The sequence below is a fragment of the Thauera sp. DNT-1 genome (assembly GCF_055393985.1).
Genome location: NZ_AP043752.1, coordinates 954,728 through 980,690 on the forward strand (window position 1 = coordinate 954,728; position 25,963 = coordinate 980,690).

General features: G+C 67.9%; 22 protein-coding genes and 1 tRNA gene. 12 read left to right on the forward strand and 11 right to left on the reverse strand.

Annotated features, from left to right (window positions below; translation table 11 throughout):
- Positions 1-126 precede the first annotated feature (126 nt).
- On the forward strand, positions 127-1,116 hold the full coding sequence (locus tag ACZ5PP_RS04520; protein ID WP_004303349.1) for a malate dehydrogenase: 990 nt from the start codon (positions 127-129) through the stop codon (positions 1,114-1,116).
- Between the two features lie 147 nt (positions 1,117-1,263).
- Positions 1,264-2,262: an HpcH/HpaI aldolase/citrate lyase family protein gene (locus tag ACZ5PP_RS04525; protein WP_273421609.1), complete on the forward strand. Its 999-nt coding sequence runs from the start codon at positions 1,264-1,266 to the stop codon at positions 2,260-2,262.
- Here the strand turns inward: ACZ5PP_RS04525 and ACZ5PP_RS04530 are convergent.
- On the reverse strand, positions 2,243-3,169 hold the full coding sequence (locus ACZ5PP_RS04530) for a LysR substrate-binding domain-containing protein (RefSeq protein ID WP_004303346.1): 927 nt from the start codon (positions 3,167-3,169) through the stop codon (positions 2,243-2,245). The genes ACZ5PP_RS04525 and ACZ5PP_RS04530 overlap by 20 nt on opposite strands.
- A gap of 194 nt (positions 3,170-3,363) precedes the next feature.
- Between ACZ5PP_RS04530 and ACZ5PP_RS04535 the strand changes: the two genes are divergently transcribed.
- Positions 3,364-4,512, forward strand: coding sequence for an MFS transporter (locus tag ACZ5PP_RS04535; RefSeq protein WP_273421678.1), 1,149 nt, complete (start codon positions 3,364-3,366; stop codon positions 4,510-4,512).
- Positions 4,513-4,529: 17 nt separating this feature from the next.
- On the opposite strand, the gene ACZ5PP_RS04540 is transcribed toward ACZ5PP_RS04535, so the two are convergent.
- Positions 4,530-5,438 carry a DMT family transporter gene (locus tag ACZ5PP_RS04540; RefSeq protein ID WP_464826809.1) on the reverse strand — a complete coding sequence of 303 codons (909 nt, stop codon included), beginning with the start codon at positions 5,436-5,438 and terminating at the stop codon, positions 4,530-4,532.
- 232 nt (positions 5,439-5,670) lie between these two features.
- Here ACZ5PP_RS04540 and rocF point away from each other — a divergent pair, with 232 nt between their 5' ends.
- The gene (gene rocF, locus ACZ5PP_RS04545; protein ID WP_004303339.1) at positions 5,671-6,603 is read left to right on the forward strand and encodes an arginase; all 933 of its coding nucleotides are present in this window, start codon (positions 5,671-5,673) and stop codon (positions 6,601-6,603) included.
- A 118-nt stretch (positions 6,604-6,721) separates the two neighbouring features.
- Here the strand turns inward: rocF and ACZ5PP_RS04550 are convergent, their stop codons facing one another.
- From ACZ5PP_RS04550 to ACZ5PP_RS04565, 4 genes are all read right to left on the reverse strand, one after another.
- Positions 6,722-7,504, reverse strand: coding sequence for an ABC transporter ATP-binding protein (locus tag ACZ5PP_RS04550; RefSeq protein ID WP_012585561.1), 783 nt, complete (start codon positions 7,502-7,504; stop codon positions 6,722-6,724).
- 112 nt (positions 7,505-7,616) lie between these two features.
- Positions 7,617-8,351 carry an ABC transporter permease gene (locus tag ACZ5PP_RS04555; RefSeq protein WP_004303336.1) on the reverse strand — a complete coding sequence of 245 codons (735 nt, stop codon included), beginning with the start codon at positions 8,349-8,351 and terminating at the stop codon, positions 7,617-7,619.
- A gap of 8 nt (positions 8,352-8,359) precedes the next feature.
- Positions 8,360-9,052: an ABC transporter permease gene (locus tag ACZ5PP_RS04560; RefSeq protein ID WP_043745758.1), complete on the reverse strand. Its 693-nt coding sequence runs from the start codon at positions 9,050-9,052 to the stop codon at positions 8,360-8,362.
- A 106-nt stretch (positions 9,053-9,158) separates the two neighbouring features.
- On the reverse strand, positions 9,159-9,950 hold the full coding sequence (locus tag ACZ5PP_RS04565; RefSeq protein WP_012585562.1) for an ABC transporter substrate-binding protein: 792 nt from the start codon (positions 9,948-9,950) through the stop codon (positions 9,159-9,161).
- 303 nt (positions 9,951-10,253) lie between these two features.
- Here ACZ5PP_RS04565 and ACZ5PP_RS04570 point away from each other — a divergent pair, with 303 nt between their 5' ends.
- Entirely contained in the window at positions 10,254-11,270 is a 1,017-nt protein-coding gene (locus ACZ5PP_RS04570; protein WP_464826810.1) for an LLM class flavin-dependent oxidoreductase, read from the forward strand.
- A gap of 136 nt (positions 11,271-11,406) precedes the next feature.
- On the opposite strand, the gene lon is transcribed toward ACZ5PP_RS04570, so the two are convergent.
- The 5 genes from lon to ACZ5PP_RS04595 form a co-directional block, all read right to left on the reverse strand.
- Positions 11,407-13,830, reverse strand: coding sequence for an endopeptidase La (gene lon, locus ACZ5PP_RS04575; RefSeq protein ID WP_004303330.1), 2,424 nt, complete (start codon positions 13,828-13,830; stop codon positions 11,407-11,409).
- A gap of 107 nt (positions 13,831-13,937) precedes the next feature.
- Entirely contained in the window at positions 13,938-15,206 is a 1,269-nt protein-coding gene (gene clpX / locus ACZ5PP_RS04580; protein WP_004303328.1) for an ATP-dependent Clp protease ATP-binding subunit ClpX, read from the reverse strand.
- Between the two features lie 18 nt (positions 15,207-15,224).
- Positions 15,225-15,863: an ATP-dependent Clp endopeptidase proteolytic subunit ClpP gene (gene clpP, locus ACZ5PP_RS04585; RefSeq protein WP_004303326.1), complete on the reverse strand. Its 639-nt coding sequence runs from the start codon at positions 15,861-15,863 to the stop codon at positions 15,225-15,227.
- A 20-nt stretch (positions 15,864-15,883) separates the two neighbouring features.
- The gene (tig, locus tag ACZ5PP_RS04590) at positions 15,884-17,191 is read right to left on the reverse strand and encodes a trigger factor (RefSeq protein ID WP_464826811.1); all 1,308 of its coding nucleotides are present in this window, start codon (positions 17,189-17,191) and stop codon (positions 15,884-15,886) included.
- Positions 17,192-17,426: 235 nt separating this feature from the next.
- Positions 17,427-17,558, reverse strand: a complete 132-nt coding sequence (locus ACZ5PP_RS04595) for a hypothetical protein (protein WP_261788916.1) — start codon at positions 17,556-17,558, stop codon at positions 17,427-17,429.
- Between ACZ5PP_RS04595 and ACZ5PP_RS04600 the strand changes: the two genes are divergently transcribed.
- From ACZ5PP_RS04600 to ACZ5PP_RS04630, 7 genes are all read left to right on the forward strand, one after another.
- Positions 17,551-19,473, forward strand: a complete 1,923-nt coding sequence (locus ACZ5PP_RS04600; protein ID WP_004303323.1) for a PrkA family serine protein kinase — start codon at positions 17,551-17,553, stop codon at positions 19,471-19,473. The genes ACZ5PP_RS04595 and ACZ5PP_RS04600 overlap by 8 nt on opposite strands.
- Before the next feature lie 76 nt (positions 19,474-19,549).
- A complete protein-coding gene (locus tag ACZ5PP_RS04605) occupies positions 19,550-20,818 on the forward strand; it encodes a YeaH/YhbH family protein (protein ID WP_004303321.1) in 1,269 nt (422 codons plus the stop codon).
- On the forward strand, positions 20,815-22,368 hold the full coding sequence (locus ACZ5PP_RS04610; RefSeq protein ID WP_004303319.1) for a SpoVR family protein: 1,554 nt from the start codon (positions 20,815-20,817) through the stop codon (positions 22,366-22,368). The genes ACZ5PP_RS04605 and ACZ5PP_RS04610 overlap by 4 nt, the downstream gene beginning before the upstream one ends.
- Positions 22,369-22,506: 138 nt before the next feature.
- Positions 22,507-24,048 carry a bifunctional ADP-dependent NAD(P)H-hydrate dehydratase/NAD(P)H-hydrate epimerase gene (locus tag ACZ5PP_RS04615; protein ID WP_043745763.1) on the forward strand — a complete coding sequence of 514 codons (1,542 nt, stop codon included), beginning with the start codon at positions 22,507-22,509 and terminating at the stop codon, positions 24,046-24,048.
- A 132-nt stretch (positions 24,049-24,180) separates the two neighbouring features.
- Positions 24,181-25,026 (forward strand): carboxylating nicotinate-nucleotide diphosphorylase, encoded by an 846-nt coding sequence (gene nadC, locus ACZ5PP_RS04620; protein ID WP_004303316.1) that lies wholly within the window; start codon positions 24,181-24,183, stop codon positions 25,024-25,026.
- 16 nt (positions 25,027-25,042) lie between these two features.
- Positions 25,043-25,636, forward strand: coding sequence for a DUF2946 family protein (locus tag ACZ5PP_RS04625; RefSeq protein WP_012585564.1), 594 nt, complete (start codon positions 25,043-25,045; stop codon positions 25,634-25,636).
- Between the two features lie 153 nt (positions 25,637-25,789).
- Positions 25,790-25,874 (forward strand) — tRNA-Leu (locus ACZ5PP_RS04630).
- The last annotated feature ends 89 nt before the right edge of the window (positions 25,875-25,963 follow it).

Consider the following 25,963-nt stretch of genomic DNA (forward strand, 5'->3'; position numbering starts at 1 on the left):
TGGTCCTCGCGCACGCGGGGGGGCGCCGCGCCAGCTCCCGCGACGATCCCGCCTGCGGGTGCCGCGACGGTGCCGGGCAGGTTTCCAGCACCTTAATACGACCGTCTCACTCGAGGGAGTAATCACATGAGCAAAGCCCCCATGCGCGTCGCTGTCACCGGCGCCGCCGGCCAGATCGGCTACAGCCTGCTGTTCCGCATCGCCAGCGGCGAAATGCTGGGCAAGGACCAGCCCGTCATCCTGCAGCTGCTCGACCTGCCCCAGGCCCAGAAGGCCGTCAAGGGCGTGATGATGGAGCTGGAAGACTGCGCCTTCCCGCTGCTCGCCGGCATGATCGCCACCGACGATCCCAACGTCGCATTCAAGGACGCCGACGTGTGCCTGCTGGTCGGCGCCCGTCCGCGCGGCCCCGGCATGGAGCGTGCCGACCTGCTGACCGCCAACGGCGCCATCTTCACCGTCCAGGGCAAGGCCATCGCCGAGAACGCCAAGGAAGACGTGCGTGTGCTGGTCGTGGGCAACCCCTGCAACACCAACGCCTACATTGCACGCGCCGCCGCCATCAAGGTCGGTCGCACCAACCCGAACAACTACCACGGCATGCTGCGCCTGGACCACAACCGCGCGCTGTCGCAGCTCGCCGCCAAGTCCGGCCGTGAAGTGTCCTCGCTCAAGAAGATGGTCGTGTGGGGCAACCACTCGCCGTCGATGTACGCCGACTACCGCTTCTGCGAGTCGAACGGCGACAGCGTCAAGGCGCTGATCAACGACCACGCCTGGAACAACGACGTGTTCCTGCCCACCGTCGGCAAGCGCGGCGCCGCCATCATCGAGGCCCGCGGCCTGTCGTCGGCTGCTTCGGCCGCCAACGCCGCCATCGACCACGTGCACGACTGGGTACTCGGCTCGAACGACTGGGTCACCATGGGCGTCCCGTCCGACGGCTCCTACGGCATCCCCGAGGGCGTCGTGTTCGGCTTCCCCTGCGAGTGCAAGGGCGGCCAGTTCAAGATCATCCAGGGTCTGGAGATCGACGAGTACTCCAAGGGGAAGATCGCCATCACCCTGAAGGAACTCGAGGACGAGCGCGCGGCCGTGGCCGACATGCTCAAGTAAGACGCGATTGCGGGCGGCCGCGTGCCGCCCTCGCGACAGGCCACGGGGTAGAATCCGTGGCCTTTTTCATTTCCGCGCCGCGCCGGAGCCCCGCGCACTGCCCGCCCTGCGGCCGCCGAACCGCACCCCCCAACCGAGGAGCCCGAAATGTCGCTTCAACCCGCCCAAGTCCTGTTCGCCGGCGAGAAGCCCTTCCCTGCCCTGCCCGCCGTCGACCATTACGCCGGCGCCGAGAAGCTCATGATGAAGGCGCTCAAGCTGCAGCAGGAGCTCGGCCCGGTGTTCGACCTCACCTGCGACTGCGAGGACGGCGCCCAGGCTGGCGCCGAGGCCGAGCATGCGCAGATGGTGGTCGAGGTGGTCAATGGCGCGGAGAACCACTTCGGCCGCGTGGGTGCCCGCATCCACGACGTCACCCATCCGCACTGGCAGCGTGACCTCGAGATCCTCGTCGGCGGCGCCGGCCGGAGGCTGGCCTTCGTGACGATCCCCAAGGTGCGCTCGGCCGCGGATGCCGCGGAACAGATCCGCGGGCTGCGCCGCGTCGAGGCCGCCTGCGGCCTCGAGCGCGCCCTGCCCGTACACGTGCTCATCGAGACCCACGGCGCGCTGCGCGAGGCCTGGGAGATCGCCGCGCTCGACGGCGTGGAGTCGATCGACTTCGGCCTCATGGACTTCGTCTCCGGCCACCACGGCGCCATTCCCGGCAACGCCATGAAGAGCCCCGGCCAGTTCGAGCACCCGCTGGTGGTGCGCGCCAAGGCCGACATCGCCGCCGCCGCGCTCGCCAACGGCGTGGTGCCCTCGCACAACGTCACCACCGAGTTGCAGGACGTCGCCGTGATCCGCAACGACGCCGAGCGCGCCCGGCGCGAGTTCGGCTTCCTGCGCATGTGGAGCATCCACCCCAACCAGATCCTGCCGATCATCGCGGCGATGCAGCCCGACTTCTCCGAGGTCGAGGAAGCCGCGGCGATCCTGTGCGCCGCGCAGGACAATGCCTGGGGCCCGATCCGCCACCAGGGGCGCCTGCACGACCGCGCGTCCTACCGCTACTACTGGGAGCTGCTGCAGCGCGCGCGCAACACCGGCATGGAGTTGCCCGGCGAGACCCGCCAGCGCTTCTTCACTGGCGCGGGACACTGAGCGCGAGAGGCGGCTCGCCCGCGCGCAGGCTCTCCAGCACCTCCAGGAAGCCGCCAAGCGTGGGCACCGGCTCGCCCTCCCGGATCGCCAGCGCAAGACGGAACTGCGCCTCCGGCTCGGCCAGCGCCAGGTAGCGCACGCGCGCGATCCGCACCGACTCGAGCGGCGCCGGCAACACCGCCACGCCCAGCCCGGCGGCCACCAGGCCGATCTGGGTCGTGGCCTCGCGCGCGGTCTGCACGATGCGCGGTTCGAATCCCGCCTGCCGGCACAGCGCACGCAGCACGCCGGGCAAGTCTGTGCCGACGTCGGCCGGGAAGCTGATGAAGTCCTCTCCGGCGAGTTCGGCAAGGTGCACTTGCGCAGCGCCCGCCAGCCGGTGGGCGGCATTCACGACCAGGCGCAGCGGATTGCGCGCGACCTCGCGCAGCACGATCCCCGCCGGCGGCGTCCCTGCCTGCAGGCGCACGAAGCCGACGTCAAGCTCTCCGCTTACCAGGGCCTGGAACTGCTCCGGCGTGAACATCTCCCGCAACTGCAGGCGCACCTGCGGGAAGCGCCGGCGGTAGGCGTTGAGTGCATCGGGGAGGAGGTCCGTGAAGGGCAGCGAGGAGGTGAAGCCGACGCGCAGCTCGCCCAGCTCCCCGCGCGCGGCACGGCGGGCTTCGGCCACGGCCTCTTCCACCCCGTCGAGGATGCGGCGCGCGTGCAGCAGGAAGCGCTCCCCTGCAGTGCTCAGCGCAACCCTGCGCGGGCCGCGCTCGAACAGGCGCACGCCGATCTCCTCTTCCAGGTCGCGGATCTGCATCGACAGCGGCGGCTGACCGATGTGCAGGCGTGTCGCGGCGCGGGTGAAGTTGAGTTCCTCGGCGACGGCGATGAAATAGCGCAGGTGGCGCAGCTCCATCATTCATTTCCATATATGGATCAAGTGTTCAGAATATATTGGACGATGGGTTCGGCGCCATCCTAAGATCGCTGCAGATCCGCTCGGCCTATCGCCACCGCTACGCCATGCCCGCACACTCCGCCGCTCGTCCCGACCCCTCGCCCGACCAGCTCGAGGCCGGTACGCCCGGCTACCGCCGCGCCAACCTGGCGATGTTCGTCGGCGGCTTCGCAACCTTCGCCATGGTCTATAGCACCCAGCCCCTGCTGCCCCTGCTCGCTGCCGAATTCGGTGTGGGTGCGGCGAGTGCCAGCCTGACGGTGTCGGCCACCACTGCCGGACTCGCGCTGATGCTGATTCCGGCCAGCGTGCTCGCCGACCGCCTCGGCCGCCAGCAGGTCATGAAGGCGGCGCTTGTGATCGCCGCCCTGTTCGCGCTGGCCACCGCCTTTGCGCCCGACTTCGGCTCGCTGCTGGTCTTGCGCACACTCCTCGGCGGGGTCATCGCCGGGCTCCCCGCCGCCGCCATGGCCTACATCGGCGAGGAGATCGCCCCCGGCGCGCAGGCACGCGCGATGGGGCTCTACATTGCCGGCAACGCTCTCGGCGGCATGAGCGGACGCTTCGTCGCCGCGCTGCTGACCGACTGGAGCTCCTGGCGGGTCGCGCTCGGGATGATCGGCGTGCTGGGGGCGGTCTCCGCACTGGTGTTCTGGCGCCGCCTGCCGGCCTCGCGCAACTTCCGCGCACGCGCCGCCACGCCGGCGCGGATCTTCGCGGACACTCTGGCGATCTACCGCGATCCCGGCCTGCCCGCGCTCTTCCTGGTCGCCTTCCTCGCCATGGGCGGCTTCGTCGGGCTGTACAACTTTCTCGGCTTCCGCCTGCTCGAGCCGCCCTACGGGCTGGGCCAGAGCGCGATCGGCGCGATCTTCCTGCTCTACCTGGTCGGCACCTGGGCCTCGGCGGCGAGCGGCCGCCTCGCCGAGCGCCGCGGCCGGCGCAAGGTGCTGTGGCCGATGGTCGCGGTGATGGGCGCCGGGCTCGCGCTCACCCTGGCGCGGCCGCTGTGGCTGATCATCGCCGGCGTCGGCGTGTTCACCTTCGGCTTCTTCGCGGCGCACGCCCTCGCCAGCGGCTGGGTGGGCCGGCGCGCCGGCGAACGGCGCGCACTCGCCTCGGCCCTTTATCTGTCGAGCTACTACCTCGGCGCCAGTGTGCTCGGCAGCCTTGCCGGCACGGCCTGGGCCGATTGGCGATGGGCGGGCGTGGCCGCGCTGGTGGGGCTGTGCGTGCTGTTCACCGGAGCCTGCGCGCTGTGGCTGCGGCGACTGCCGGCGCCCGCGGGCGGTACGGACTGAAGGACGCGCAGGCCGCCTCAGCCCGCCTCCACCGACACGGTCCGTCGTTCCCGCCACAAAGGCAGGATCTGCACCGCCAGCACGCAGGCGAAGATCAGCAGGCCGCCGGCCATCTGCTCGGCAGTGAGCGTCTCACCCAGCACGAAGCGGCCGGCCAGCGCGGCGAACAGGGTCTCGCAGCTCAGCACGATGGCGGCGTCGGCCGCCGGGGTGTGGCGTTGCGCCACCACCTGCAGGGTGAAGCCCACGCCCACCGACAGGATGCCGGCGTAGGCGATCGACGGCAGCGCACGCTCGAGCGCGACTGACGAAACCTCCTCGGTGCCGACGCCTACCGCCATGCCGAGCCCCCCGACGACGAGGAACTGCAGCATCGCCACCGTCACCGAGGCCCCCTTGCGCGCCGCCACGCGCCCCACCAGCATCACGTGGGCGGCCCAGAACAGCGCGCTCGCGATCACCCACAAGTCGCCCACCGAAAGCGCGGCCAGGCTGCCGCCGCCAAGCAGGTAGGTGCCCGCGACGCAGCCCAGGCTCGCCGGCCACACCGACCAATGCGAGCGCTCGCGCAGCAGCAGCGCGCCGGCGATCGGCACGAGGGGAACGTAGAGCGCGGTGAGGAAACCGGCATTGCTCACCGTGGTGCTCATGATGCCGATCTGCTGAAGCGCCGCGCCGAGGAACAGCACCGCGCCGAGCAGCGCGCAAGCAAGCAGGTCGCGCGCGTCGAGGAAGGTGCCACGACGACCGAGGCGTCGCAGTTCGAGGACGGCGAGCGGCGCCACCATCACCGCACCGAAGAGGAAGCGCGCGCCGGTGAACGTGAACGGCCCGACGTCGCGCATGCCGGTCTGTTGCGCGACGAAGGCGGTGCCCCAGATGAGCGCCGCGACGAGCAGCAAACCGTTGGCCTGCGCGCGCTTCATCTCGTCGCCTCGACGGCGGGCCGGGTGAAAACACGGGAAAGACGAATTGAAACAGTCGACACGGATACTCCCAAGGGCACGGGCGCCATCGATCGAGAGCCGGGGCACCGTCGCGCGCGCGGCAGATCACCCGGCCCGGAAAAAAAGGCGCAAGTGTTACACGCTCGGGGGCGCCCCCGTCAATCCCGACCGCAGCTGCCATCGCGGCAACACCTGAGGTAATCTCGCGGCCATGGAAAATCTCAAAGTCAGTCTGATCGGGGTGCCCACCGACGTCGGCGCAGGCGTGCGCGGCGCGAGCATGGGACCGGAGGCCTTGCGCGTAGCCGGCCTGGGGCGGGCCATCGCCGCCTTCGGCGCCGAGGTGCGCGACTGCGGCAACCTCGCCGGCCCGTCCAACCCGGAGCTGCCGGCGGTAAACGGCTTCCGCCACCTTGCCGAAGTGGCGCAGTGGAACCTCGCGGTCCATCAGGCCGTTTACGCGGAACTGTCCGAAGGGCGCGTACCGATCATGCTCGGCGGCGATCATTGCCTCGCGATCGGCTCGATCAGCGCGGTGGCCCGCCACTGCCGCGAGACCGGCCGCAAGCTGCGCGTGCTGTGGTTCGACGCCCATGCCGACCTCAACACCGCCACCATGACGCCGTCGGGCAACATCCATGGCATGCCGGTCGCCTGCCTGTGCGGCCATGGCCCCGAGATGCTGACCGGCATTGGCGGCGAGATGCCGGCAATCCGGCCCGAGCAGATCCGCCAGATCGGCATCCGCAGCGTGGACGAGGGCGAGAAGCGCTTTCTGCACGATCTCTGCGTCGAAGTCTTCGACATGCGCTACATCGATGAGATCGGCATGCGCGCGACCATGGAGCAGGCGCTCGCCGGCGTGGACCAAGACACGCACCTGCACGTGAGCCTGGACGTGGACTTCCTCGACCCGACGATCGCCCCAGGCGTCGGCACCACAGTGCGCGGCGGACCGACCTACCGCGAGGCCGAGCTGTGCATGGAGATGATCGCCGACACCGGCCAGCTCGCCTCGCTCGACATCGTGGAGCTCAACCCGGCGCTCGACCACTGCAACATGACCGCCGAGCTGGCGGTCGATCTGGTCGAGAGCCTGTTCGGCAAGAGCACGCTGATGCGCATGCACCGCAACTACCGCTGAACGCAGCGGGACACCCGCCGACTCGGCTTGTCACGGTGCTTGTGCGCGACGGCCTTCAAGGGCGTCGGCCGGAGAGCGTGGGCCGCCGTGCCGTAACACGATCGGCGCACCGGTCAGATCACTTCAGATTGCCCGAGAGGAACTGCTGCAGGCGTTCGCTGCGCGGGCGCACCAGCACCTCCTTGGGGTCGCCCTCCTCCTCGACGCGCCCCTGGTGCACGAAGATCACGTGGTTGGACACCTCGCGCGCGAAGCCCATCTCGTGCGTCACCACCATCATCGTGCGGCCTTCCTCGGCGAGCGAGCGCATCACCTTGAGCACCTCGCCGACGAGTTCGGGGTCGAGCGCCGAGGTCGGCTCGTCGAACAGCAGCACCGCAGGCTCCATCGCCAGCGCGCGCGCGATCGCCACGCGCTGCTGCTGGCCGCCCGACATGTGCGCAGGATAGGCATCGCGGAACTTCCACACCCCCACCCGCTCCAGGTAGCGCTCGGCGCGCTCGCGGGCCGCGGCCTTCGACAGTCCGAGCACATGCACCGGCGCCTCGACGACGTTCTCGAGCACCGTCATGTGGCTCCACAGATTGAAGTGCTGGAACACCATCGACAAGCGCGTGCGGATCTGCTGCAACTGGTGCGCGTCCTTGACTACCAGCTCGCCCTTGCGGTCACGCACCAGCTCGACCTCCTTGCCGCCCACCAGGATGCGCCCGGCGGTCGGGCACTCGAGGAAGTTGATGCAGCGCAGCCACGTGCTCTTGCCGGAGCCGGAGGACCCGATGATGCTGATCACGTCGCCCGAGTTCGCGGTCAGCGAGACGCCCTTGAGCACCTCATGGTCGCCGTAGGATTTGTGCAAGTCTTCGACGCGGACCTGTTCGACGCTGGCCTTGTGGTTCATGTTGTTCTCTTGCATCGGGGCTTGCGCGGCACCCGGCATGTCGCCACGAGCCGCGGCGAACCGCCGCCAGGAATCGGCAGCGTTCGCCGCTTCGGGCTCGCGGCAGGGTTGATCAGGACTGCCTGCCCGCCTCCGCCTTGCGCGGAGCCAAGTGGGCGAGCCAGCGGTGCTCGGCGAGCTTGAACAGCCCCACCAGGGCGAAGGTGAGCGCGAGGTAGATCAGGCCGACGAAGACGAAGGACTCGAAGGGTGCGAAGTGGCGCGAATACACGTTGCGCGCCGCACCGGTGAGGTCCACCAGGGTTACCGCGCTGGCGATCGCCGACCCCTGCAGCATCAGGATCACCTCGTTGCTGTAGCTCGGGATCATGCGCCGTAGCGCCGACGGGATCACGATGCGCTGCAGGGCCTTCAAGCGCGTCATGCCCATCGCCTTGGCGGCCTCGAGCTCGCCGTGCGGCGTGTTGCGCATGCTGCCGGCGAGGATCTCGACGGTGTAGGCACAGGTGTTGAGGCCGAAGGCGAACAGCGCGCAGAAGTAGGGTTCGCGGAACAGCGACCACAGCGGATGCCCGGCCTCCCACGCCGCGCGCATCCATTCCCACTGCGAGGCGCCGTAGTACACCAGCAGCAGCTGCACGAGCATCGGCGTGCCGCGGAAGAAGTAGGTGTAGGCCGCGACCGGGGCCGACACCAGACGGTTGGGCGACAGCCGCATGACCGCGAGCGGGATCGCCACGAAGAAGCCGAACAGCAACGCCAAGCCGGTGAGCTGGACGGTCATCCACAGCCCGCGCCAGAACTCGGGCAAGCTGCCGGTGATGACCTTGAAGTCGAAGAATTCCATGTCCGCCCTCAGACCCGGGTCTCGCGCACGCCGGCACTGTAGCGCCGCGTGAGCACGCCGAGGCCGTAGCTCGACAGCGCGGTCATCGCCAGGTAGAGGACGCAGACCGCAAGATAGAAGGTGAATGGCTGGTGCGTCGAGCGCCCGGCCTGGTCGGCGATCCGCGTCATGTCGGAGAGGCCGATCATGGACACGATCGCCGTGCTCTTGAGCAGCACCAGCCAGTTGTTGCCGATGCCCGGCAGCGCGAAGCGCAGCATCTGCGGAAACAGGATGCGGCGGAACACCTGCCAGGCGCTCATGCCGTAGGCGCGCCCGGCTTCGAGTTGGCCCGCCGAGACGGCCAGGAAGGCGCCACGGAAGGTCTCGGTGAAATAGGCGCCGAAGATCAGTCCGATCGTCAGCACGCCGGCAACGAAGGGATCGATCTCGATGAAGTCCCAGCCGAAGTAGTCGATCACCGCATTGAGCAGCAACTGCCCGCCGTAAAACACGAGGAGCATCATCACCAGATCGGGCACGCCGCGCATCACCGTCGTGTACAGCATCGTCCACAGCCGCAGCGGCAGGAAACCCGACAGTTTGCAGGCAGCCCCGATCAGGCCGGTCGCCAGCGCGAGCAGCACCGACATCAAGGCCACCTTCAGGGTGACCCAGGCGCCGGCGAGCAGGCTGGGGGAGTATTCGATCAGGGCATCCATGGCGCACCGATTCGCAAAGGTAAACGCGCACGCTCCCGGTCCAGGGAGCGTGCGCGCGGCAGGGTAACCGCAGGGGCCGCGCTGGCTTGATCGCAGCCCGGCATGGTCAGTTGCCGTAGATGTCCATCGGGAAGTACTTCTTCTGGATCGCATCGTACTTGCCGTTGGCGCGGATCGCGCCGAGCGCCTGGTTCAGCTTCTCGGTGAGCTCCTTGTCGCGCTTGCGCACCGCGATGCCGATGCCCTCGCCGATCACCGCCTTCTCGTCGGCGTCCTTGCCGAAGAGGCGTTCGCCGGCGACGTCGTAGCCCGCGCCCTCGGGTTTGGTCAGGAAACCGCCGTAGGCCTCGAGGTAATCGGAGAAGGCCGCATCGAGACGTCCGGCGCGCAGGTCGAGGTAGGCCTCGTCCTGCTTGGCGTAACGGATGATCTGCATGCCTTTGCCGTCCCAATACTTGGTGGCGAAGTTGTCCGATACCGTGCCGCGCTGCACGCCGACCTTCTTCCCGGCCAGGGAGGGGAGATCGGGCCGCAGGGTCGAGCCCTTCTTCGCGATCAGGGCCAGCGGCGACGCATAGTACTTCTCGGTGAAATCCACCTTGGCCTTGCGCTCGTCGGTGATCGACATCGAGGCAATGATCGCATCGAACTTGCGCGAGACCAGCGCCGGGATCATGCCGTCCCACTCCTGCTTCACCCAGGTGCACTTGGCCTTCATCTCCTCGCACAGGGCATTGCCGATGTCGATATCGAAACCTTGCAGGCTTCCGTCGGCGGCGATGAGGTTGAAGGGAGGGTAGGCGCCCTCGGACGCCAGGCGGATCTCGTTCCAGTCCTTGGCAAAACCGGCACCGGCGTGAAGGGCGAGCACCGCGCACAGAAGGGCGTATTTTTTCATCCAGAACTCCTCGATTGTCTTGTTGTCGGTTCTTCCGCGCCGCTGCGGCGGAGCCTCACGCACAGCGACAGATCGACCGGCAGTGCAGAGGGGGCGAATGGTGTCAAAAAACGCCCTCCACCTCAATTGCCGTATTCCACGATCTGTGCCCGTTCCGGGGCCCTCGGGGCGCCACGATCGACACCGCGAGGAAGTTTCCGGCAAGCGTATCACGCCACGCAATCCGACTGGCGCTCGCCCCCGGGCTGGCACCGGCGGCGGCTCTATGGCGTAATGGCGGACCTCGTTCCAACCGACTTTTCCATGCCCTCCTCCGCCCCACTCTCGGTGCTCGACCTCGCACCGGTCGCCGCCGGCAGCACGCCGGCCGATGCGCTGCGCAACACGCGCGAACTCGCCCAGCTCGCCGACCGCTGCGGCTACACCCGCTACTGGCTGGCGGAACACCACAACATGACCGGTATCGCCAGCGCCGCCACCGCGGTGGTGATCGGCCACATCGCCGGCGCCACCCGGCGCATCCGCGTCGGTGCCGGCGGCATCATGCTGCCCAACCACGCACCGCTGGTTATCGCCGAACAGTTCGGCACCCTGGAGTCGCTCTTTCCGGGCCGCATCGACCTCGGTCTCGGGCGTGCGCCGGGCACCGACCAGACCACGGCGCGCGCGCTGCGCCGCAATCTCGCCGGCAGCGACGACCAGTTCCCGCACGACGTGCTCGAGCTGCAGTCGTACTTCCAGCCCGCCAGCCCCGGACAGGCCGTGCGCGCGGTGCCCGGCGAAGGGCTGCAGGTGCCGATCTGGCTGCTCGGCTCCAGCCTCTACGGTGCCGAGCTCGCCGCCCACCTCGGCCTGCCTTTCGCCTTCGCCTCGCACTTCGCACCGCGCTTCCTGTTCCAGGCGGTCGAGATCTATCGGAGCAATTTCCGTTCGTCCGCCCAGCTCGACAAGCCTTGGTTCGCAGTCGCCGCCAACGCGATCGCCGCCGACACCGACGCCGATGCGGAGCGCCTCTTGCGCTCGCTACGGCTGCGCTTCGCGGCGATGGCGCGCGGCGTGCGCGGGCAGTTGCAGGCGCCGGAAGCCTTCATCGAGGCGGACTGGTCACCGGCCGAGCTCGCCTTCGCCGAGCAGTCGCTCGCGTGCTCGGCGGTGGGTGCGCCCGACACGGTTCGCCAGCAGCTCGAGACGCTGATCGAGCGTACCGGCGCGAACGAACTCATCCTCACCGCACAGATCTTCGATCATGGCGCGAGGCTGCGCTCTATGGAACTCGTGGCACAGGCCTGGGGCTTGGCGGTGGAGGAGGCCGCGGCCTGAGCGCACACCTGCTGGGCGGCCACCGACGGAGGTCGAAGGCCGTGCAGGTGCGACGCAAAGCAATAAAGCCGCGGGCCCTTGCGGGGCGCCACGGCTTATTGGATCCGGCACCGGCCCGAGGGCCGGGACGGCAGGTTTAGTGCGGACGCAGGTTGGCCTGGTCGCCTTCGACACCTTCGGCCGCCGGCGTGGCGGGCGCCGCCGGGGCCGGCTCCTCGGGCAGCGGCTCGGGCTTGCGCTCGAGGGCGAGTTCGAGCACGCGGTCGATCCACTTCACCGGCACGATCTCGATCGCGTTCTTGATGTTGTCGGGGATCTCGGCGAGATCCTTGACGTTCTCCTCCGGAATCAGCGCGGTGCGGATGCCACCACGGACGGCGGCGAGCAGCTTCTCCTTGAGGCCGCCGATTGCCAGCACCTCGCCGCGTAGCGTGATCTCGCCGGTCATCGCCACGTCGCAACGCACCGGGATGCCGGTGAGCACCGACACCAGCGCGGTCGAAATCGCGATACCCGCCGACGGACCGTCCTTGGGGATCGCGCCCTCCGGCAGGTGGATGTGCAGATCGCTCTTCTGGTAGAAGTCCGGGTCGATACCGAGCGAACGCGCACGCCGGCGCACCACCGACAGCGCGGCCTGGATGGACTCCTGCATCACCTCGCCGAGCTTGCCGGTGGTCACGACCTTGCCCTTGCCGGGGAGCTGCACCGCCTCGATGGTCAGCAGTTCGCCACCCACCTCGGTCCATGCGAGACCGGTAACCTGGCCGATCTGGTTCTCCTTCTCCGCCATGCCGAAGCTGTACTTGCGCACGCCGAGGAACTTGTCGAGGTTACGGGCGTTGACCACCACCTTGCTCGTGCGGCTCTTGAGCACCAGCTGCTTGACCACCTTGCGGCAGACCTTGGAGATCTCGCGCTCCAGGCTGCGCACTCCGGCCTCGCGGGTGTAGTAACGCACGATGTCGCGCACCGCCTCCTCGGTGACCGAGAGTTCCTCGCGCTTGAGGCCGTTGTTCTTCATCTGCTTGGGCAGAAGGTAACGCTGGGCGATGTTGATCTTCTCGTCCTCGGTGTAACCCGACAGACGGATCACCTCCATGCGGTCGAGCAGCGCAGCCGGGATGTTGAGGGTGTTGGCGGTGGCCACGAACATCACGTCCGACAAGTCGAAATCGACCTCGACGTAGTGGTCCTGGAAGGTGTGGTTCTGCTCCGGGTCGAGCACCTCGAGCAGCGCCGACGACGGATCGCCACGGAAATCCATGCCGAGCTTGTCGACCTCGTCGAGCAGGAACAGCGGGTTCTTGACCCCGACCTTGCTCATGTTCTGCAGGATCTTGCCCGGCATCGAGCCGATATAGGTGCGGCGGTGGCCGCGGATCTCGGCCTCGTCGCGCACGCCACCCAGTGCCATGCGGATGAACTTCCGATTGGTGGCCTTGGCGATCGACTGGCCGAGCGAGGTCTTGCCCACGCCGGGGGGGCCGACCAGGCACAGGATCGGCGCCTTGACCTTGTCCACACGCTGTTGCACGGCAAGGTACTCGAGGATGCGTTCCTTGACGCGCTCGAGGCCGTAGTGGTCCTTGTCGAGCACCTTCTCGGCCTCGCCGAGGTCCTTGCTGACGCGCGACTTCTTCTTCCACGGCAGGCTGATCAGGGTGTCGATGTAGTTGCGCACCACGGTGGCCTCGGCCGACATCGGCGACATCAGGCGCAGCTTCTTGAACTCGGCCTCGGCCTTGGCGAGCGCCTCCTTGGGCATGCCGGCGGCCTTGATCTTCTTGTCCATCTCCTCGAGATCGGCACCCTCCTCGCCCTCCCCGAGCTCCTTCTGGATGGCCTTGACTTGCTCGTTGAGGTAGTACTCGCGCTGGCTCTTCTCCATCTGGCGCTTGACGCGGCCGCGGATGCGCTTTTCGACCTGCAGGATGTCGAGCTCGCCCTCGAGCTGGCCGAGCAGCTTCTCGAGGCGTGCGCCGGTGTCGAACATCTCGAGGACTTCCTGCTTCTGCTCGAGCTTGAGCGGCAGGTGGGCGGCGATGGTATCGGCGAGGCGCCCGGCCTCCTCGATGCCCGCGAGCGAGCCGAGGATCTCGGGCGGGATCTTCTTGTTGAGCTTAACGTACTGGTCGAACTGGGCGATGATCGCGCGCCGCATGGCCTCCAGTTCGTGGCTCGGCGCCTCGGCGACCGGCACCGGGCGCACGCTGGCGACGAACAGGCTGCGGATGTCCTCGACACGCTCGATGCGCGCGCGCTGCACGCCCTCGACCAGCACCTTGATCGTACCGTCGGGCAGCTTGAGCATCTGCAGGATGTTCGCGATGCAGCCGATATCGTAGAGATCCTCGACCGCGGGCTCGTCCTTGGCAGCGGACTTCTGCGCCACCAGCAGGATGCTCTTGCCGTCTTCCATGGCGCTCTCGAGCGCCTTGATGCTCTTCGGGCGGCCGACGAAGAGCGGGATCACCATGTGCGGGAAGACCACCACGTCGCGCAGGGGCAACAGCGGCAGTTCCATCGCTTCGTTGGGGAGGGCAGCGGGACCCGACATTTTCTAGGTTTCCTCAAGCAAAAGGTCACACCCATATGAGGGCGTGACCCGGAAATTCAAGCGGCCGGCCGGAGCCGGCCCCGCCGGATCGGGCGACGGTAGCGCGCTCAGTTGGCGCCCGACACCTTCTGCTGCTCGGCGTAGATCAGCAAGGGCTTGCCGCCGTCTTCGATGGTCGATTCGTCCACCACCACCTTGGCCACGTTGTCGAGCGTCGGCAGGTCGTACATGATGTCCAGCAGCGCCACCTCGAGGATGGAGCGCAGGCCGCGCGCCCCGGTCTTGCGCTTGATCGCCTTGCGCGCCACGGCATGCAGCGCGTTGGGACGGATCTCGAGCTCGACCCCCTCCATGGAGAAGAGCTTCTGGTACTGCTTGACCAGCGCGTTCTTGGGCTCGATGAGGATCTGGATCAGCGCCGCCTCGTCGAGTTCCTGCAGCGTGGCGACCACCGGAAGGCGGCCGATCAGCTCGGGGATGAGGCCGAACTTGATCAGGTCCTCCGGCTCCACCTGGCGGAAGGTGTCGGTGAGGTTCTTGCCTTCCTTGCTCTTGACCTCGGCGCCGAAGCCGATGCCGACCTTCTCGGTGCGGTTGCGGATCACCTTTTCCAGGCCGTCGAAGGCGCCACCGCAGATGAACAGCACATTGGTGGTGTCGACCTGGATGAAGTCCTGGTTCGGATGCTTGCGCCCGCCCTGCGGCGGAATCGACGCAACCGTGCCTTCGACCAGCTTGAGCAGCGCCTGCTGCACGCCCTCGCCCGACACGTCGCGGGTGATCGACGGGTTGTCGGCCTTGCGCGAGATCTTGTCGATCTCGTCGATGTAGATGATGCCCTGCTGCGCCTTGTCGACGTCGTAGTCGCACTTCTGCAGCAGCTTCTGGACGATGTTCTCGACGTCCTCGCCGACGTAGCCGGCCTCGGTCAGCGTGGTGGCGTCGGCCATCACGAAAGGCACGTCGAGCAGGCGCGCGAGCGTCTGCGCGAGCAGGGTCTTGCCCGAGCCGGTGGGGCCGATCAGCAGGATGTTGCTCTTGGCGAGTTCGACATCGTCCTGGCGCGCATCGAGGTGGCGCAGGCGCTTGTAGTGGTTATACACCGCGACGGCGAGACTGCGCTTGGCCAGCGACTGCCCGATCACGTACTGGTCGAGGATGGAGCAGATCTCGTGCGGGGTGGGCAGTGTGCCCTTGATCCCCTCGCCATCCTCCGCGCCGACGACCTCGTCGCGAATGATGTCGTTGCAGAGCTCGATGCACTCGTCGCAGATGAAGACCGAAGGGCCGGCGATCAGCTTGCGCACCTCGTGCTGGCTCTTGCCGCAGAAGGAGCAGTACAGCAGCTTGTCGCCGCCAGCCTTCTTGTCCGTCATGTGGGGGTTCTCCAGAAATCAGGTGTCGTCGCGGCTGGTGAGCACCTTGTCGACCAGGCCGTACTCGACGGCAGCCGTCGCCGACATGAAGTTGTCGCGATCGGTGTCCTTCTCGATGCGCTCGAGCGCCTGTCCGGTGTGCTTGGACAGCATGTCGTTGAGGCGCGAGCGCAGGTAGAGGATCTCGCGGGCGTGGATCTCGATGTCCGAGGCCTGGCCCTGGAAGCCGCCGAGCGGCTGATGGATCATCACGCGCGAGTTCGGCAGGATGAAGCGCTTGCCCTTCTCGCCCGCCGCCAGCAGGAAGGCGCCCATGCTCGCCGCCTGGCCGATGCACAGGGTGCTGACGTTCGGCTTGATGAACTGCATGGTGTCGTAGATCGCCATGCCGGCGGTCACCGACCCGCCGGGCGAGTTGATGTAGAAGTAGATGTCCTTGTCCGGGTTCTCGGACTCGAGGAACAGCAACTGGGCGACGATCAGGTTGGCGGTGACGTCGTTGACCGGGCCGACGAGGAACACCACCCGCTCCTTCAGTAGGCGCGAATAGATGTCGTAGGCGCGTTCGCCGCGACCACTCTGTTCGACCACCATCGGAACCAGGCCGAGACCGACCGGGTTCCAGTCGCTGCTGTGCTGGGGTGTTCCTTGCATCATTCGTCAGACCCTCTGCGACCTCAGGCCGCGTTCTTGCCCATCAGTTCGTCGAACGCCACGTCCTTGTCGGAAGTGTCGGCCTTCGCGCACACCCACTCGACGACGTTGTCTTCGATGACCACCGCCTCGGCCTGCGCCAGACGTTCCGGTTGAGCGTAATACCAGCGCACGAGTTCCGAGGGATCCTCGTAACTTTGCGCCATTTCCTCGACCAGGGCGCGGATCTGCTCGGGCTTGGCGTGCAGCTCGCTGGTCTTGACCAGCTCGGCCATGATCAGGCCCAGCTTGACGCGGCGCTCGGCCTGGTCCTTGAACCACGACGGATCGACCGGGATGTCCTTGGTCTTGAGGCCGCGCATCTCGAGGTCGCGACGGGCGTTGTCGGCGAGCTGGTTCGACTCGGCCTGCACCAGCGCCTTGGGCACCTCGATCGGGGCGACCTCGATCAGCGCGTCCATCACCTGCTCCTTGAGGCGGGACTGGATGCGGCGCTTGACCTCGCGCTCGAGGTTGCCCTTGACCTCCTCGCGCAGCTTGGCGACGTCGCCGTCGGCCACGCCCAGCGACTTGGCGAAGTCGGCGTCCACCTCGGGCAGCACCGGCTCCTCGACGGCCTTGACGGTGATCTCGAACTGAACCTGCTTGCCTGCCAGATTGGCGGCGTGATAGTCCTCGGGGAAGGTCATGTCGAAGGTCTTGCCCTCGCCGGCCGCGAGGCCGACGACGGCATCCTCGAAGTCCTTGAGCATGGAGCCGGCGCCGACCACGAAGGGGAAGTCCTGCGCCTGGCCGCCATCGAACACCTCGCCACCCATGCGGCCGGTGAAGTCGATCACCACGCGGTCGCCCTGCGCGGCGGCGCGCTCGACCGCCTTGAAGCTGGTGCGCTGCTTGCGCAGGACCTCGATGGTCTTGTCGACCTCGGCGTCACCCACCTCGAGCACCGGGCGCTCGATCTTGCGTCCGGCGAACTCGCCCAGGACCACTTCGGGGTACACCTCGAACACGGCGGTGAATTCCAGCGTACCCTCGGCGGCGCCGTCCTTCGGCTCGATGCTCGGATAGCCGGCGACGCGCAGGTTGTCGGCACGCACCTTCTCCCCGAAAGCCTTCTCGACCGCCGCACCGACGGCTTCGCCGCGGGCCTGGCCGCCGTGGGTCTGGGCGACGATCTTCATCGGCACCTTGCCCGGGCGGAACCCCGGCATCTTCACCGTGCGCGCCATGCGCTTGAGGCGGGCGTCCACCTCTTTCTCGATGTCCGCGAGCGAAACGGAGATGTCGATACGGCGCTCGAGCGCGCTCGGGGTTACCTGGTTCTGCTCCATTGAGTCGATCCTGAGAAGTCTGAAAAACGCTCCCGCCGGGCGCTTGCGGCACACTCGCGGGGACCGGAGGCGCACTTTGCCAGCGTGAGCACATTGAACTGAGTCGGGCATTCTAGCACAGGCGTCGCGCTTGTCCCGTGCCCGGGAAAGGCCCTGTAGCGGGTCGTGACACAGTCCACGCCCGCTCACGAAAAAAGCGCCGCAAGGGGTGGAACTCCCACCCATCATGGGGTTCTCATGTACAGACCCGGTACCCCGTCACGGCGAGCCGGGCACCGCCGAGCAGGCGGATGACGCGATCCTGCTTCACCTTGCGGCAGCCCCTTTCGCGCCGCATTGCGCCCGACGAGGAGACGACCATGTCCATCTTCAACGCCTACCAGGCACGCTTCGAAGCGGCCCGCGAGGAAGAGATGTCCCTGCAGGACTATCTCGAACTCTGCCGCACCGACCGCATGGCCTACGCCACCGCCGCCGAGCGCATGCTCGCGGCCATCGGCGAACCCGAACTGGTCGACACCCGGCTCGATCCTCGCCTGTCGCGGATCTTCTCCAACAAGATCCTCAAGCTCTATCCGGCCTTCCGCGACTTCTACGGCATGGAAGAGGTCATCGAGAACATCGTGTCCTACTTCCGCCACGCCGCCCAGGGCCTGGAAGAGAAGAAGCAGATCCTCTACCTGCTCGGGCCGGTGGGCGGGGGCAAGTCCTCGCTCGCCGAAAAGCTCAAGAGCCTGATCGAGCGCATCCCCTTCTACGCGATCAAGGGCTCGCCGGTGAACGAATCCCCGCTCGGCCTCTTCAACGCCGCCGAGGATGCGCACATCCTCGAGGACGACTTCGGCATCCCGCGCCGCTACCTCGGCGGCATCATGAGCCCGTGGGCGGTCAAGCGCCTGCACGAGTACGGCGGCGACATCACGCGCTTCCGCGTGGTCAAGCTCGGTCCATCGGTGCTGCGCCAGATCGCGGTCGCCAAGACCGAGCCGGGCGACGAGAACAACCAGGACATCTCCTCCCTGGTCGGCAAGATCGACATCCGCAAGCTCGAGCAGTACTCGCAGGACGACCCCGACGCCTACAGCTACTCCGGCGGCCTGTGCCTGGCCAACCGCGGCCTGCTCGAGTTCGTCGAGATGTTCAAGGCGCCGATCAAGGTGCTGCACCCGCTGCTGACCGCAACCCAGGAGGGCAACTACAAGGGCACCGAGGGCTTCGGCGCGATCCCCTTCGACGGCATCGTGATGGCACACTCCAACGAGTCCGAGTGGGTCGCGTTCAAGAACAACCGCAACAACGAGGCCTTCCTCGACCGCATCTACACCGTCAAGGTGCCCTACTGCCTGCGCGTCTCCGACGAAGTGAGGATCTACGAGAAGCTGCTCGTCCACAGCTCGCTCGCCGAGGCGCCGTGCGCACCCGACACGCTCAAGATGATGGCGCAGTTCGCGGTGCTGTCGCGCCTCAAGGAGCCGGAGAACTCGAGCATCTTCTCCAAGATGCGGGTGTATGACGGCGAGAACCTCAAGGACACCGACCCCAAGGCCAAGAGCTACCAGGAGTACCGCGACTACGCCGGGGTGGACGAAGGCATGACCGGGCTGTCGACCCGCTTCGCCTTCAAGGCCTTGTCGAAGATCTTCAACTTCGACCATCGCGAAGTCGCCGCCAACCCGGTGCACCTGATGTACGTGCTCGAGCAGCAGATCGAGGCCGAGCAGTTCCCGCCCGAGACCGAGGCGCGCTATCTCGGCTACATCAAGGAATACCTCGCCCCGCGCTACGCCGAGTTCATCGGCAAGGAGATCCAGACCGCCTATCTCGAGAGCTACTCCGAGTACGGGCAGAACATCTTCGACCGCTACGTGATCTACGCCGACTTCTGGATCCAGGACCAGGAGTTCCGCGACCCGAACACCGGCGAGATCCTCGACCGCGCAGCGCTCAACGAGGAACTGGAGAAGATCGAGAAGCCTGCCGGAATCAGCAACCCGAAGGACTTCCGCAACGAGGTGGTCAACTTCGTGTTGCGCGCGCGCGCGAAGCACGAAGGTCGCAACCCGAGCTGGACCTCGTACGAGAAGCTGCGCGCGGTGATCGAGAAGAAGATGTTCTCCAACACCGAGGATCTGCTGCCGGTGATCAGCTTCAACGCCAAGGCCAGCGCCGACGAGCTGAAGAAGCACCAGGACTTCGTCGACCGCATGATCGACAAGGGCTACACCGAGAAGCAGGTGCGCCTGCTCTGCGAGTGGTACCTGCGCGTGCGCAAGGCGTCCTGATTCGCGAGCCACGGTCCGGCCCGGCCCGCGCCATCGCTGCGCGGAGCCCGGCCGGACGCGGACACCGGGAGGAGACATGGTCCGCATCATCGATCGGCGCTTCGACAGCAAGAACAAGAGCGCGGTGAACCGCCAGCGCTTCATGCGCCGCTTCAAGCAGCAGATCCGCAAGGCGGTATCCGAGGCGATCCACGGCCGCTCCATCCGCGACCTGGAGAACGGCGAGCAGATCTCCATTCCCGCGCGCGATCTCTCCGAGCCCTCTCTGCACCACGGCAAGGGCGGCATCTGGGAGCAGGTCTTCCCCGGCAACGACCAGTTCAGCACCGGCGACCGCATCAAGCGCCCACTCGGTGGCGCTGGCGACGGTGCCGGCAAGGGCAAGGCGAGCCAGGACGGCGAGCACGAGGACGACTTCGTCTTCCAGCTCTCGCGCGAGGAGTTCCTCGACCTCTTCTTCGAGGACCTCGAGCTCCCCCGCCTGATCCGCACCCAGCTCGCCAAGGTCACCGACTACAAGACGCGGCGCGCCGGCTTCACGTCCGATGGCGTGCCCGCGAACATCAACATCGTGCGCTCGATGCGCGGAGCGCTCGGGCGCAGGCTCGCGCTCGGCTCGCCCTGGGCTGCACGCATCCGCGCGCTGCAGCAGGAACTCGACGAAGCGCTCGCGCGCGCCGGCGAAGACAGCGAGGAAGTGCGCGACCTGCGCGAGGAACTCGCCGCGCTGCGCGCGCGCATCGAACGCATCCCCTTCATCGACCGCTTCGACCTGCGCTACAACAACCGCGTCAAGGAGCCCCGCCCCACCACCCAGGCGGTGATGTTCTGCGTGATGGACGTCTCCGGCTCGATGGACGAGGAGCGCAAGTCCATGGCCAAGCGGTTCTTCATGCTGCTCTACCTGTTCCTCACGCGCAGCTACGAGCACATCGAGGTCGTCTTCATCCGTCACCACACCGTGGCCAAGGAAGTCGACGAGGACGAATTCTTCCACTCGCGCGAATCCGGCGGCACCGTGGTCTCCAGCGCGCTCGAGTTGATGCGCAACATCCTGCGCGAGCGCTACGCCAACGGGCAGTGGAACGTCTACGGCGCCCAGGCCTCCGACGGCGACAACTGGGACAACGACTCACCGGTGTGCGGGCGCCTGCTCGGCAAGGAGATCCTGCCCTGGTGCCAGTACTTCGCCTACGTCGAGATCACCGCCGGCGAGCCGCAGAACCTGTGGCGCGAGTACGCCAAGCTCGAGGCCGCGCACGACAACTTCGCGATGCAGCGCATCGAGTCGCCGGCCGACATCTACCCGGTGTTCCGCGAACTGTTCAAGAAGACGATCGCATGAAGACCCCCCGCCCCCGCACGCGCGGCCGCGCCGCCAAGGCTCCGCTCCCCTCCGGCTCGGAATGGACCGTCGAGGCCATCGACCGCTACAACGAGGAGATCGCCCGGGCCGCCGCGCACTACAAGCTCGACACCTACCCGGTGCAGGTCGAGATCATCACCGCCGAGCAGATGATGGACGCCTACGCCTCGGTGGGCATGCCGGTCAACTACCACCACTGGTCCTTCGGCAAGCACTTCCTCGCCACCGAGAAGGGGTACAAGCGCGGGCAGATGGGCCTGGCCTACGAGATCGTGATCAACTCCAACCCCTGCATCGCCTACCTGATGGAGGAGAACACGCTCACCATGCAGGGCCTGGTGATCGCCCACGCCGCCTACGGCCACAACAGCTTCTTCAAGGGCAACTACCTGTTCCGCACCTGGACCAACGCCGACGCCATCATCGACTACCTGCTGTTCGCGCGGAACTACATCACCCAGTGCGAGGAGCGCCACGGCGAGGAAGCCGTCGAGCTGCTGCTCGACTCCTGCCACGCCTTGATGAACCTCGGCGTGGACCGCTACAAGCGCCCGCCCAGGCTCTCGCTCGCCAAGGAGAAGCTGCGCCAGCAAGAGCGCGAGGAGTACCTGCAGAGCCAGGTCAACGACCTGTGGCGCACACTGCCCGCCCACGAACTGCGCACCGATGCCCGCGCCGAGGCGCGCTTCCCGCCCGAGCCCGAGGAGAACCTGCTCTACTTCGTCGAGAAGAACGCCCCGCTGCTCGAGCCCTGGCAGCGCGAGGTGGTGCGCATCGTGCGCAAGATCGCGCAGTACTTCTTCCCGCAGCGCCAGACCCAGGTCATGAACGAAGGCTGGGCCACCTTCTGGCACTACACCCTGCTCAACCACCTCTACGACGAGGGTCTGCTCGCCGACAGCTTCATGCTGGAATTCCTGCAGTCGCACACCAACGTCGTCGCGCAGCCGCCCTACAACAGCCGCTGGTTCGGCGGGATCAACCCCTACGCGCTGGGCTTCGCGATGTGGCGGGACATCCGCCGCATCTGCGAGGACCCCGACGAGGAAGACCGCCGCTGGTTCCCCGAGATCGCCGGCAGCGACTGGCTGGAAACCTTCGATTTCGCGATGCGCAACTTCAAGGACGAGAGCTTCGTCGCGCAATACCTGTCGCCCAAGGTCATGCGCGACTTCCGCCTGTTCGCGGTGCTCGACGACGACCACGAGGACAAGCTCGAGGTCTCCGCGATCCACGACGACGGGGGCTTCCGCAAGCTGCGCGAGATCCTCTCCGACCAGTACAACCTGGGCGCGCGCGAACCCAACGTGCAGGTGTGGAACGTCGACCTGCGCGGCGACCGCTCGCTCACCCTGCGCCACACCCCCTTCCGCCGCCGCCCGCTCGGCGACGGCACCGACGAAGTCATGCGCCACCTTGCCCGCCTGTGGGGCTTCACCGTGCGCCTCGAGCGTGCGGACGACGACGGCAAGGTCGAACTCCTCCACGAGATCCGCGGCGAGACCACCCGCCCCCGCCCGCCCGGCTGAGCGCCTGTCGCCCGAAGCGACCCGAAGGCCACCTCAGGGACGACGCGGGTCGCGCTCCGGCCGCCAAGATTGCGCCCGCGCGCATTGGGCGCGCGCAGCCGAGGACGTAGAATCCCGACTCCCCCACCGGAGTCCGTCATGTTCAGCCCCCTGCGTCCGATCTACCCCGTCGCCGGCATCCGCGAGATCGAGGACAAACTCATCCCGAACGCCCGCCCGCCGCTGATGGAGCGCGCCGGGCGCGCCGCCGCGCAGGATGCGGTACGGCTGATCATGGATCGCCCCGGGCCGATCCTGATCGCCTGCGGCCCTGGCAACAATGGCGGCGACGGCTTCGTGATGGCGCGCCAGCTCGCCCAGGCCGGGCGCGAGGTGGTGGTCGCGTTCTGCAGCGCGGCCGAGCGTCTGCCGGCCGAGGCGGCCAAGGCGCACGCCGACTACCTCGCCGCCGGCGGCAGCATCGTCTCCGACCTCCCCGCCGCGCCGGCCAACGGCTGGGCCCTGGTGGTCGACGCGCTCTTCGGGATCGGCCTCGGACGCCCGATCGAAGACCGCTACGCGAGCTGGATCCACACCCTCAACGCCCAACCCTGCCCGCGCATGGCGCTCGACGTCCCGAGCGGACTCGACGCCGACACCGGCAGCCCGCTCGGCGCCACCTTCCGCGCCACCCACACCACCACCTTCATCGCCCTCAAACCCGGCCTGCTCACCAACGACGGCCCCGACCACTGCGGCGAGATCAGCGTGCAGCGCATCGAGATCGACGCCCCTGCCTGGCTGCCGGCGCGCGGTCACGCGATCGCATCCTCGCTGTTCCGCCATCTGCTGCAGCCGCGCCCGCGCAACACCCACAAGGGTCTCTACGGCGACGCCGCCATCCTCGGCGGCAACGCCGGCATGGTCGGCGCCGCGCTACTCGCCGGCCGCGCCGCGCTCTGGCTGGGGACGGGAAGGGTCTATGTCGGCCTGCTCGACCCCGCCGGCCCCGCGGTCGACTTCGCCCACCCCGAGCTCATGCTGCGTCGCGCCGAGACCCTGCCCGAGCGCCTCAGCGCGCTCGCCATCGGCCCCGGCCTGGGCACCCAGGGCGCGTCCGCCAACGTGCTCGCCGACGCCCTCGCGCGCCCGATCCCGCTGCTCCTCGACGCCGACGCGCTCAACCTCCTCTCCGCCGATGCGGCGCTGCGCCGGGTGTTGTGCACGCGCGGCGCAGCCACCGTGCTCACCCCCCACCCCGCAGAGGCCGCCCGCCTGCTCGGCAGCGACACCGCAAGCGTGCAGGCCGACCGGCTGCGTGCCGCGCTCGAACTCGCCCGCCGCTACCGTGCCTTGGTCGTGCTCAAGGGCTGTGGCAGCATCGTCGCCACACCCGACGAGCGCTGGTTCATCAACGGCAGCGGCCACTCCGGGATGGCAAGCGCGGGCATGGGAGACGTGCTGAGCGGCCTCGTCACCGGCCTGCTCGCGCAGGGCTGGCCGCCCGAGTCCGCGCTCATCGCCGGCGTACACCTGCACGGTGCCGCAGCCGACCGACTCGCACGCGAAGGCATCGGTCCGGTCGGGTTGAGCGCGAGCGAGACCATCGACGCCGCCCGTGGCGTCTTCAACGGCTGGCTGATCGAGGCGCAGCGCGAGCCGCGCAACACCGGCCCCCATTCCCCGCGGACCGGGCGCTGAGCGCGCCGGTGCTAGAATCGCAGCATCCCGGCGGCGCCACCGGGCGCAGCCACCCGGCGCCTGGCGCGTCTGTGCCGGGCCGCCGCCTCGCCCGGCCCGCCGCCCTTCCCGCCTAACCTTGCAGGTCCTCCCATGCTCTCCGAACAGCTCCGCGTCGAAATCCAGCGCAACATCGCAGCCTCGCTCGCCGAGGACATCGGCACCGGCGACCTCACCGCGCGCCTGATCGCACCGGACACCGAGGCGCGCGGCCGCGTCATCACCCGCGAGGACGCGGTCATCTGCGGCACCGCCTGGTTCGACGCCGCGTTCGCCGCGCTCAGCCCGGCGGCGGTGGTGCACTGGCACGTCAAGGACGGCGACAGCGTCAAGGCGGGGCAGACCCTGTGCGAGATCGCCGCGCGCGCGCGCGTGCTGCTGACCGCCGAGCGCACCGCACTCAACTTCCTGCAGCTGCTCTCGGGCACCGCCACCGTCACCCGCCGCTTCGTCGATGCGGTGGCCGGCACCCGCGCCAAGATCGTCGACACCCGCAAGACCCTGCCGGGCCTGCGCCTGGCGCAGAAGTACGCGGTCGCGATCGGTGGCGGCACCAACCACCGCGTCGGCCTCTACGACGGCATCCTGGTCAAGGAGAACCACATCATCGCGGCCGGCGGCATCCGCGAGGTGGTCGAGCAGGCAAGTGCCATCGCGCCCTCGAACGTGTTCATCGAGGTCGAGGTGGAGACACTGGGGCAACTGCGCGAGGCGCTCGATGCCGGCGTGAAGATGATCCTGCTCGACAACATGACGCTCGAGCAGATGTGCGAGGCGGTGGCTATCAATGCCGGCCGCGCCGAACTCGAGGCCTCGGGTGGCGTGAATCTCGAGCGCGTGCGCGCGATCGCCGAGACCGGCGTCGACCGCATCTCGATCGGCACCCTGACCAAGGACGTACGAGCGCTCGACCTGTCGCTGCGCCACGTCGAGCGCTGAGGGCGCGGGTCCGCCCATGGCCGCCAGCGCCCCCCTGCCCCCTGCCGCGCCCGCCGCTTCCGACCCGCCCGCCCTGCCCGCTTGGCCCATGGTGCCGGCCTGCTACGGCTGGCTCGCGCTCGACGCCCGCGGCGGCTGGCGGCTGCGCGGCGAGATCATCACCCACCCCGGACTGCTCGCCTTCCTAGACGCCCACTACACCGGCGACGCGCACGGCAACTGGGGGGTCGATAACGGCCCGCAGCGCGTCTACGTGGAACTCGCTGCGGCACCGCTGATCCTGCGCCTGCATCCCGACGGCCGCCTGGTCGCCCACACCGGACGCGAGGCGACCACGACCGGACCGGTGCTGGTCGACGCGGACGGTTGCGCCTTCCTCGCCACCGACCTGGGTCCGGCGATGATCGACGACCGCGACCTCGCGCTTTTCGCCGCCGAACTGCGCCAGCTCGAGGGCACGCCCGCCGGCGACGAGGACCTGCTCGCACTGATCGACGGGCAGTCCGGCCCGACACTGCGCTGGCGCGAGGTCGACGTGGCCTTCTGCGCGCGAGCGGCAATCCCCGGGCGCCTCGGCTTCCAGCCCCACCCGCAAGCCATCGGCACCTGATCCGCAGCGCCATCGTCCGTCGCCGCGACGACGCCCGCGCTCGGCGCTCGCATCAGACACGGCAGGTGTTGACCCCCACCCGGCTTCACGGCTATGATCCGCGCCCTTGCTCGATGCGGCCGGCGCCACGGCGCAGAACACCGCAGCAGCGAAGCCTTGGTGGTGAAATTGGTAGACACGCTATCTTGAGGGGGTAGTGGCGAAAGCCGTGCGAGTTCGAGTCTCGCCCAAGGCACCAGATTACGGCCCCGCCGACGACGGCGGCGTCCGACGAAGAAAAGCCCGCGAATCGCTCGCGGGCTTTTCTTCGTTTACGCCCCGGCGTCC

Bases quoted from the DNA above. Each gene is read 5' to 3' on its own strand.
- ACZ5PP_RS04550 (WP_012585561.1), bottom strand. From the start codon at position 7,504: ATGAACCACAAGGCCAGCGTCGAACAGGTCCGCGTCGAAGACTTGCAC.
- ACZ5PP_RS04530 (WP_004303346.1), bottom strand. From the start codon at position 3,169: ATGGAGCTGCGCCACCTGCGCTATTTCATCGCCGTCGCCGAGGAACTC.
- rocF (WP_004303339.1), top strand. From the start codon at position 5,671: ATGGAAAATCTCAAAGTCAGTCTGATCGGGGTGCCCACCGACGTCGGC.
- ACZ5PP_RS04570 (WP_464826810.1), top strand. From the start codon at position 10,254: ATGCCCTCCTCCGCCCCACTCTCGGTGCTCGACCTCGCACCGGTCGCC.
- ACZ5PP_RS04595 (WP_261788916.1), bottom strand. From the start codon at position 17,558: ATGGACATGGTCGTCTCCTCGTCGGGCGCAATGCGGCGCGAAAGGGGC.
- ACZ5PP_RS04525 (WP_273421609.1), top strand. From the start codon at position 1,264: ATGTCGCTTCAACCCGCCCAAGTCCTGTTCGCCGGCGAGAAGCCCTTC.
- lon (WP_004303330.1), bottom strand. From the start codon at position 13,830: ATGTCGGGTCCCGCTGCCCTCCCCAACGAAGCGATGGAACTGCCGCTG.
- ACZ5PP_RS04565 (WP_012585562.1), bottom strand. From the start codon at position 9,950: ATGAAAAAATACGCCCTTCTGTGCGCGGTGCTCGCCCTTCACGCCGGT.
- ACZ5PP_RS04555 (WP_004303336.1), bottom strand. From the start codon at position 8,351: ATGGAATTCTTCGACTTCAAGGTCATCACCGGCAGCTTGCCCGAGTTC.
- clpP (WP_004303326.1), bottom strand. From the start codon at position 15,863: ATGATGCAAGGAACACCCCAGCACAGCAGCGACTGGAACCCGGTCGGT.
- clpX (WP_004303328.1), bottom strand. From the start codon at position 15,206: ATGACGGACAAGAAGGCTGGCGGCGACAAGCTGCTGTACTGCTCCTTC.
- ACZ5PP_RS04615 (WP_043745763.1), top strand. From the start codon at position 22,507: ATGTTCAGCCCCCTGCGTCCGATCTACCCCGTCGCCGGCATCCGCGAG.
- ACZ5PP_RS04625 (WP_012585564.1), top strand. From the start codon at position 25,043: ATGGCCGCCAGCGCCCCCCTGCCCCCTGCCGCGCCCGCCGCTTCCGAC.
- tig (WP_464826811.1), bottom strand. From the start codon at position 17,191: ATGGAGCAGAACCAGGTAACCCCGAGCGCGCTCGAGCGCCGTATCGAC.
- ACZ5PP_RS04560 (WP_043745758.1), bottom strand. From the start codon at position 9,052: ATGGATGCCCTGATCGAATACTCCCCCAGCCTGCTCGCCGGCGCCTGG.
- ACZ5PP_RS04605 (WP_004303321.1), top strand. From the start codon at position 19,550: ATGGTCCGCATCATCGATCGGCGCTTCGACAGCAAGAACAAGAGCGCG.
- nadC (WP_004303316.1), top strand. From the start codon at position 24,181: ATGCTCTCCGAACAGCTCCGCGTCGAAATCCAGCGCAACATCGCAGCC.
- ACZ5PP_RS04535 (WP_273421678.1), top strand. From the start codon at position 3,364: ATGTTCGTCGGCGGCTTCGCAACCTTCGCCATGGTCTATAGCACCCAG.
- ACZ5PP_RS04520 (WP_004303349.1), top strand. From the start codon at position 127: ATGAGCAAAGCCCCCATGCGCGTCGCTGTCACCGGCGCCGCCGGCCAG.
- ACZ5PP_RS04610 (WP_004303319.1), top strand. From the start codon at position 20,815: ATGAAGACCCCCCGCCCCCGCACGCGCGGCCGCGCCGCCAAGGCTCCG.
- ACZ5PP_RS04540 (WP_464826809.1), bottom strand. From the start codon at position 5,438: ATGAAGCGCGCGCAGGCCAACGGTTTGCTGCTCGTCGCGGCGCTCATC.
- ACZ5PP_RS04600 (WP_004303323.1), top strand. From the start codon at position 17,551: ATGTCCATCTTCAACGCCTACCAGGCACGCTTCGAAGCGGCCCGCGAG.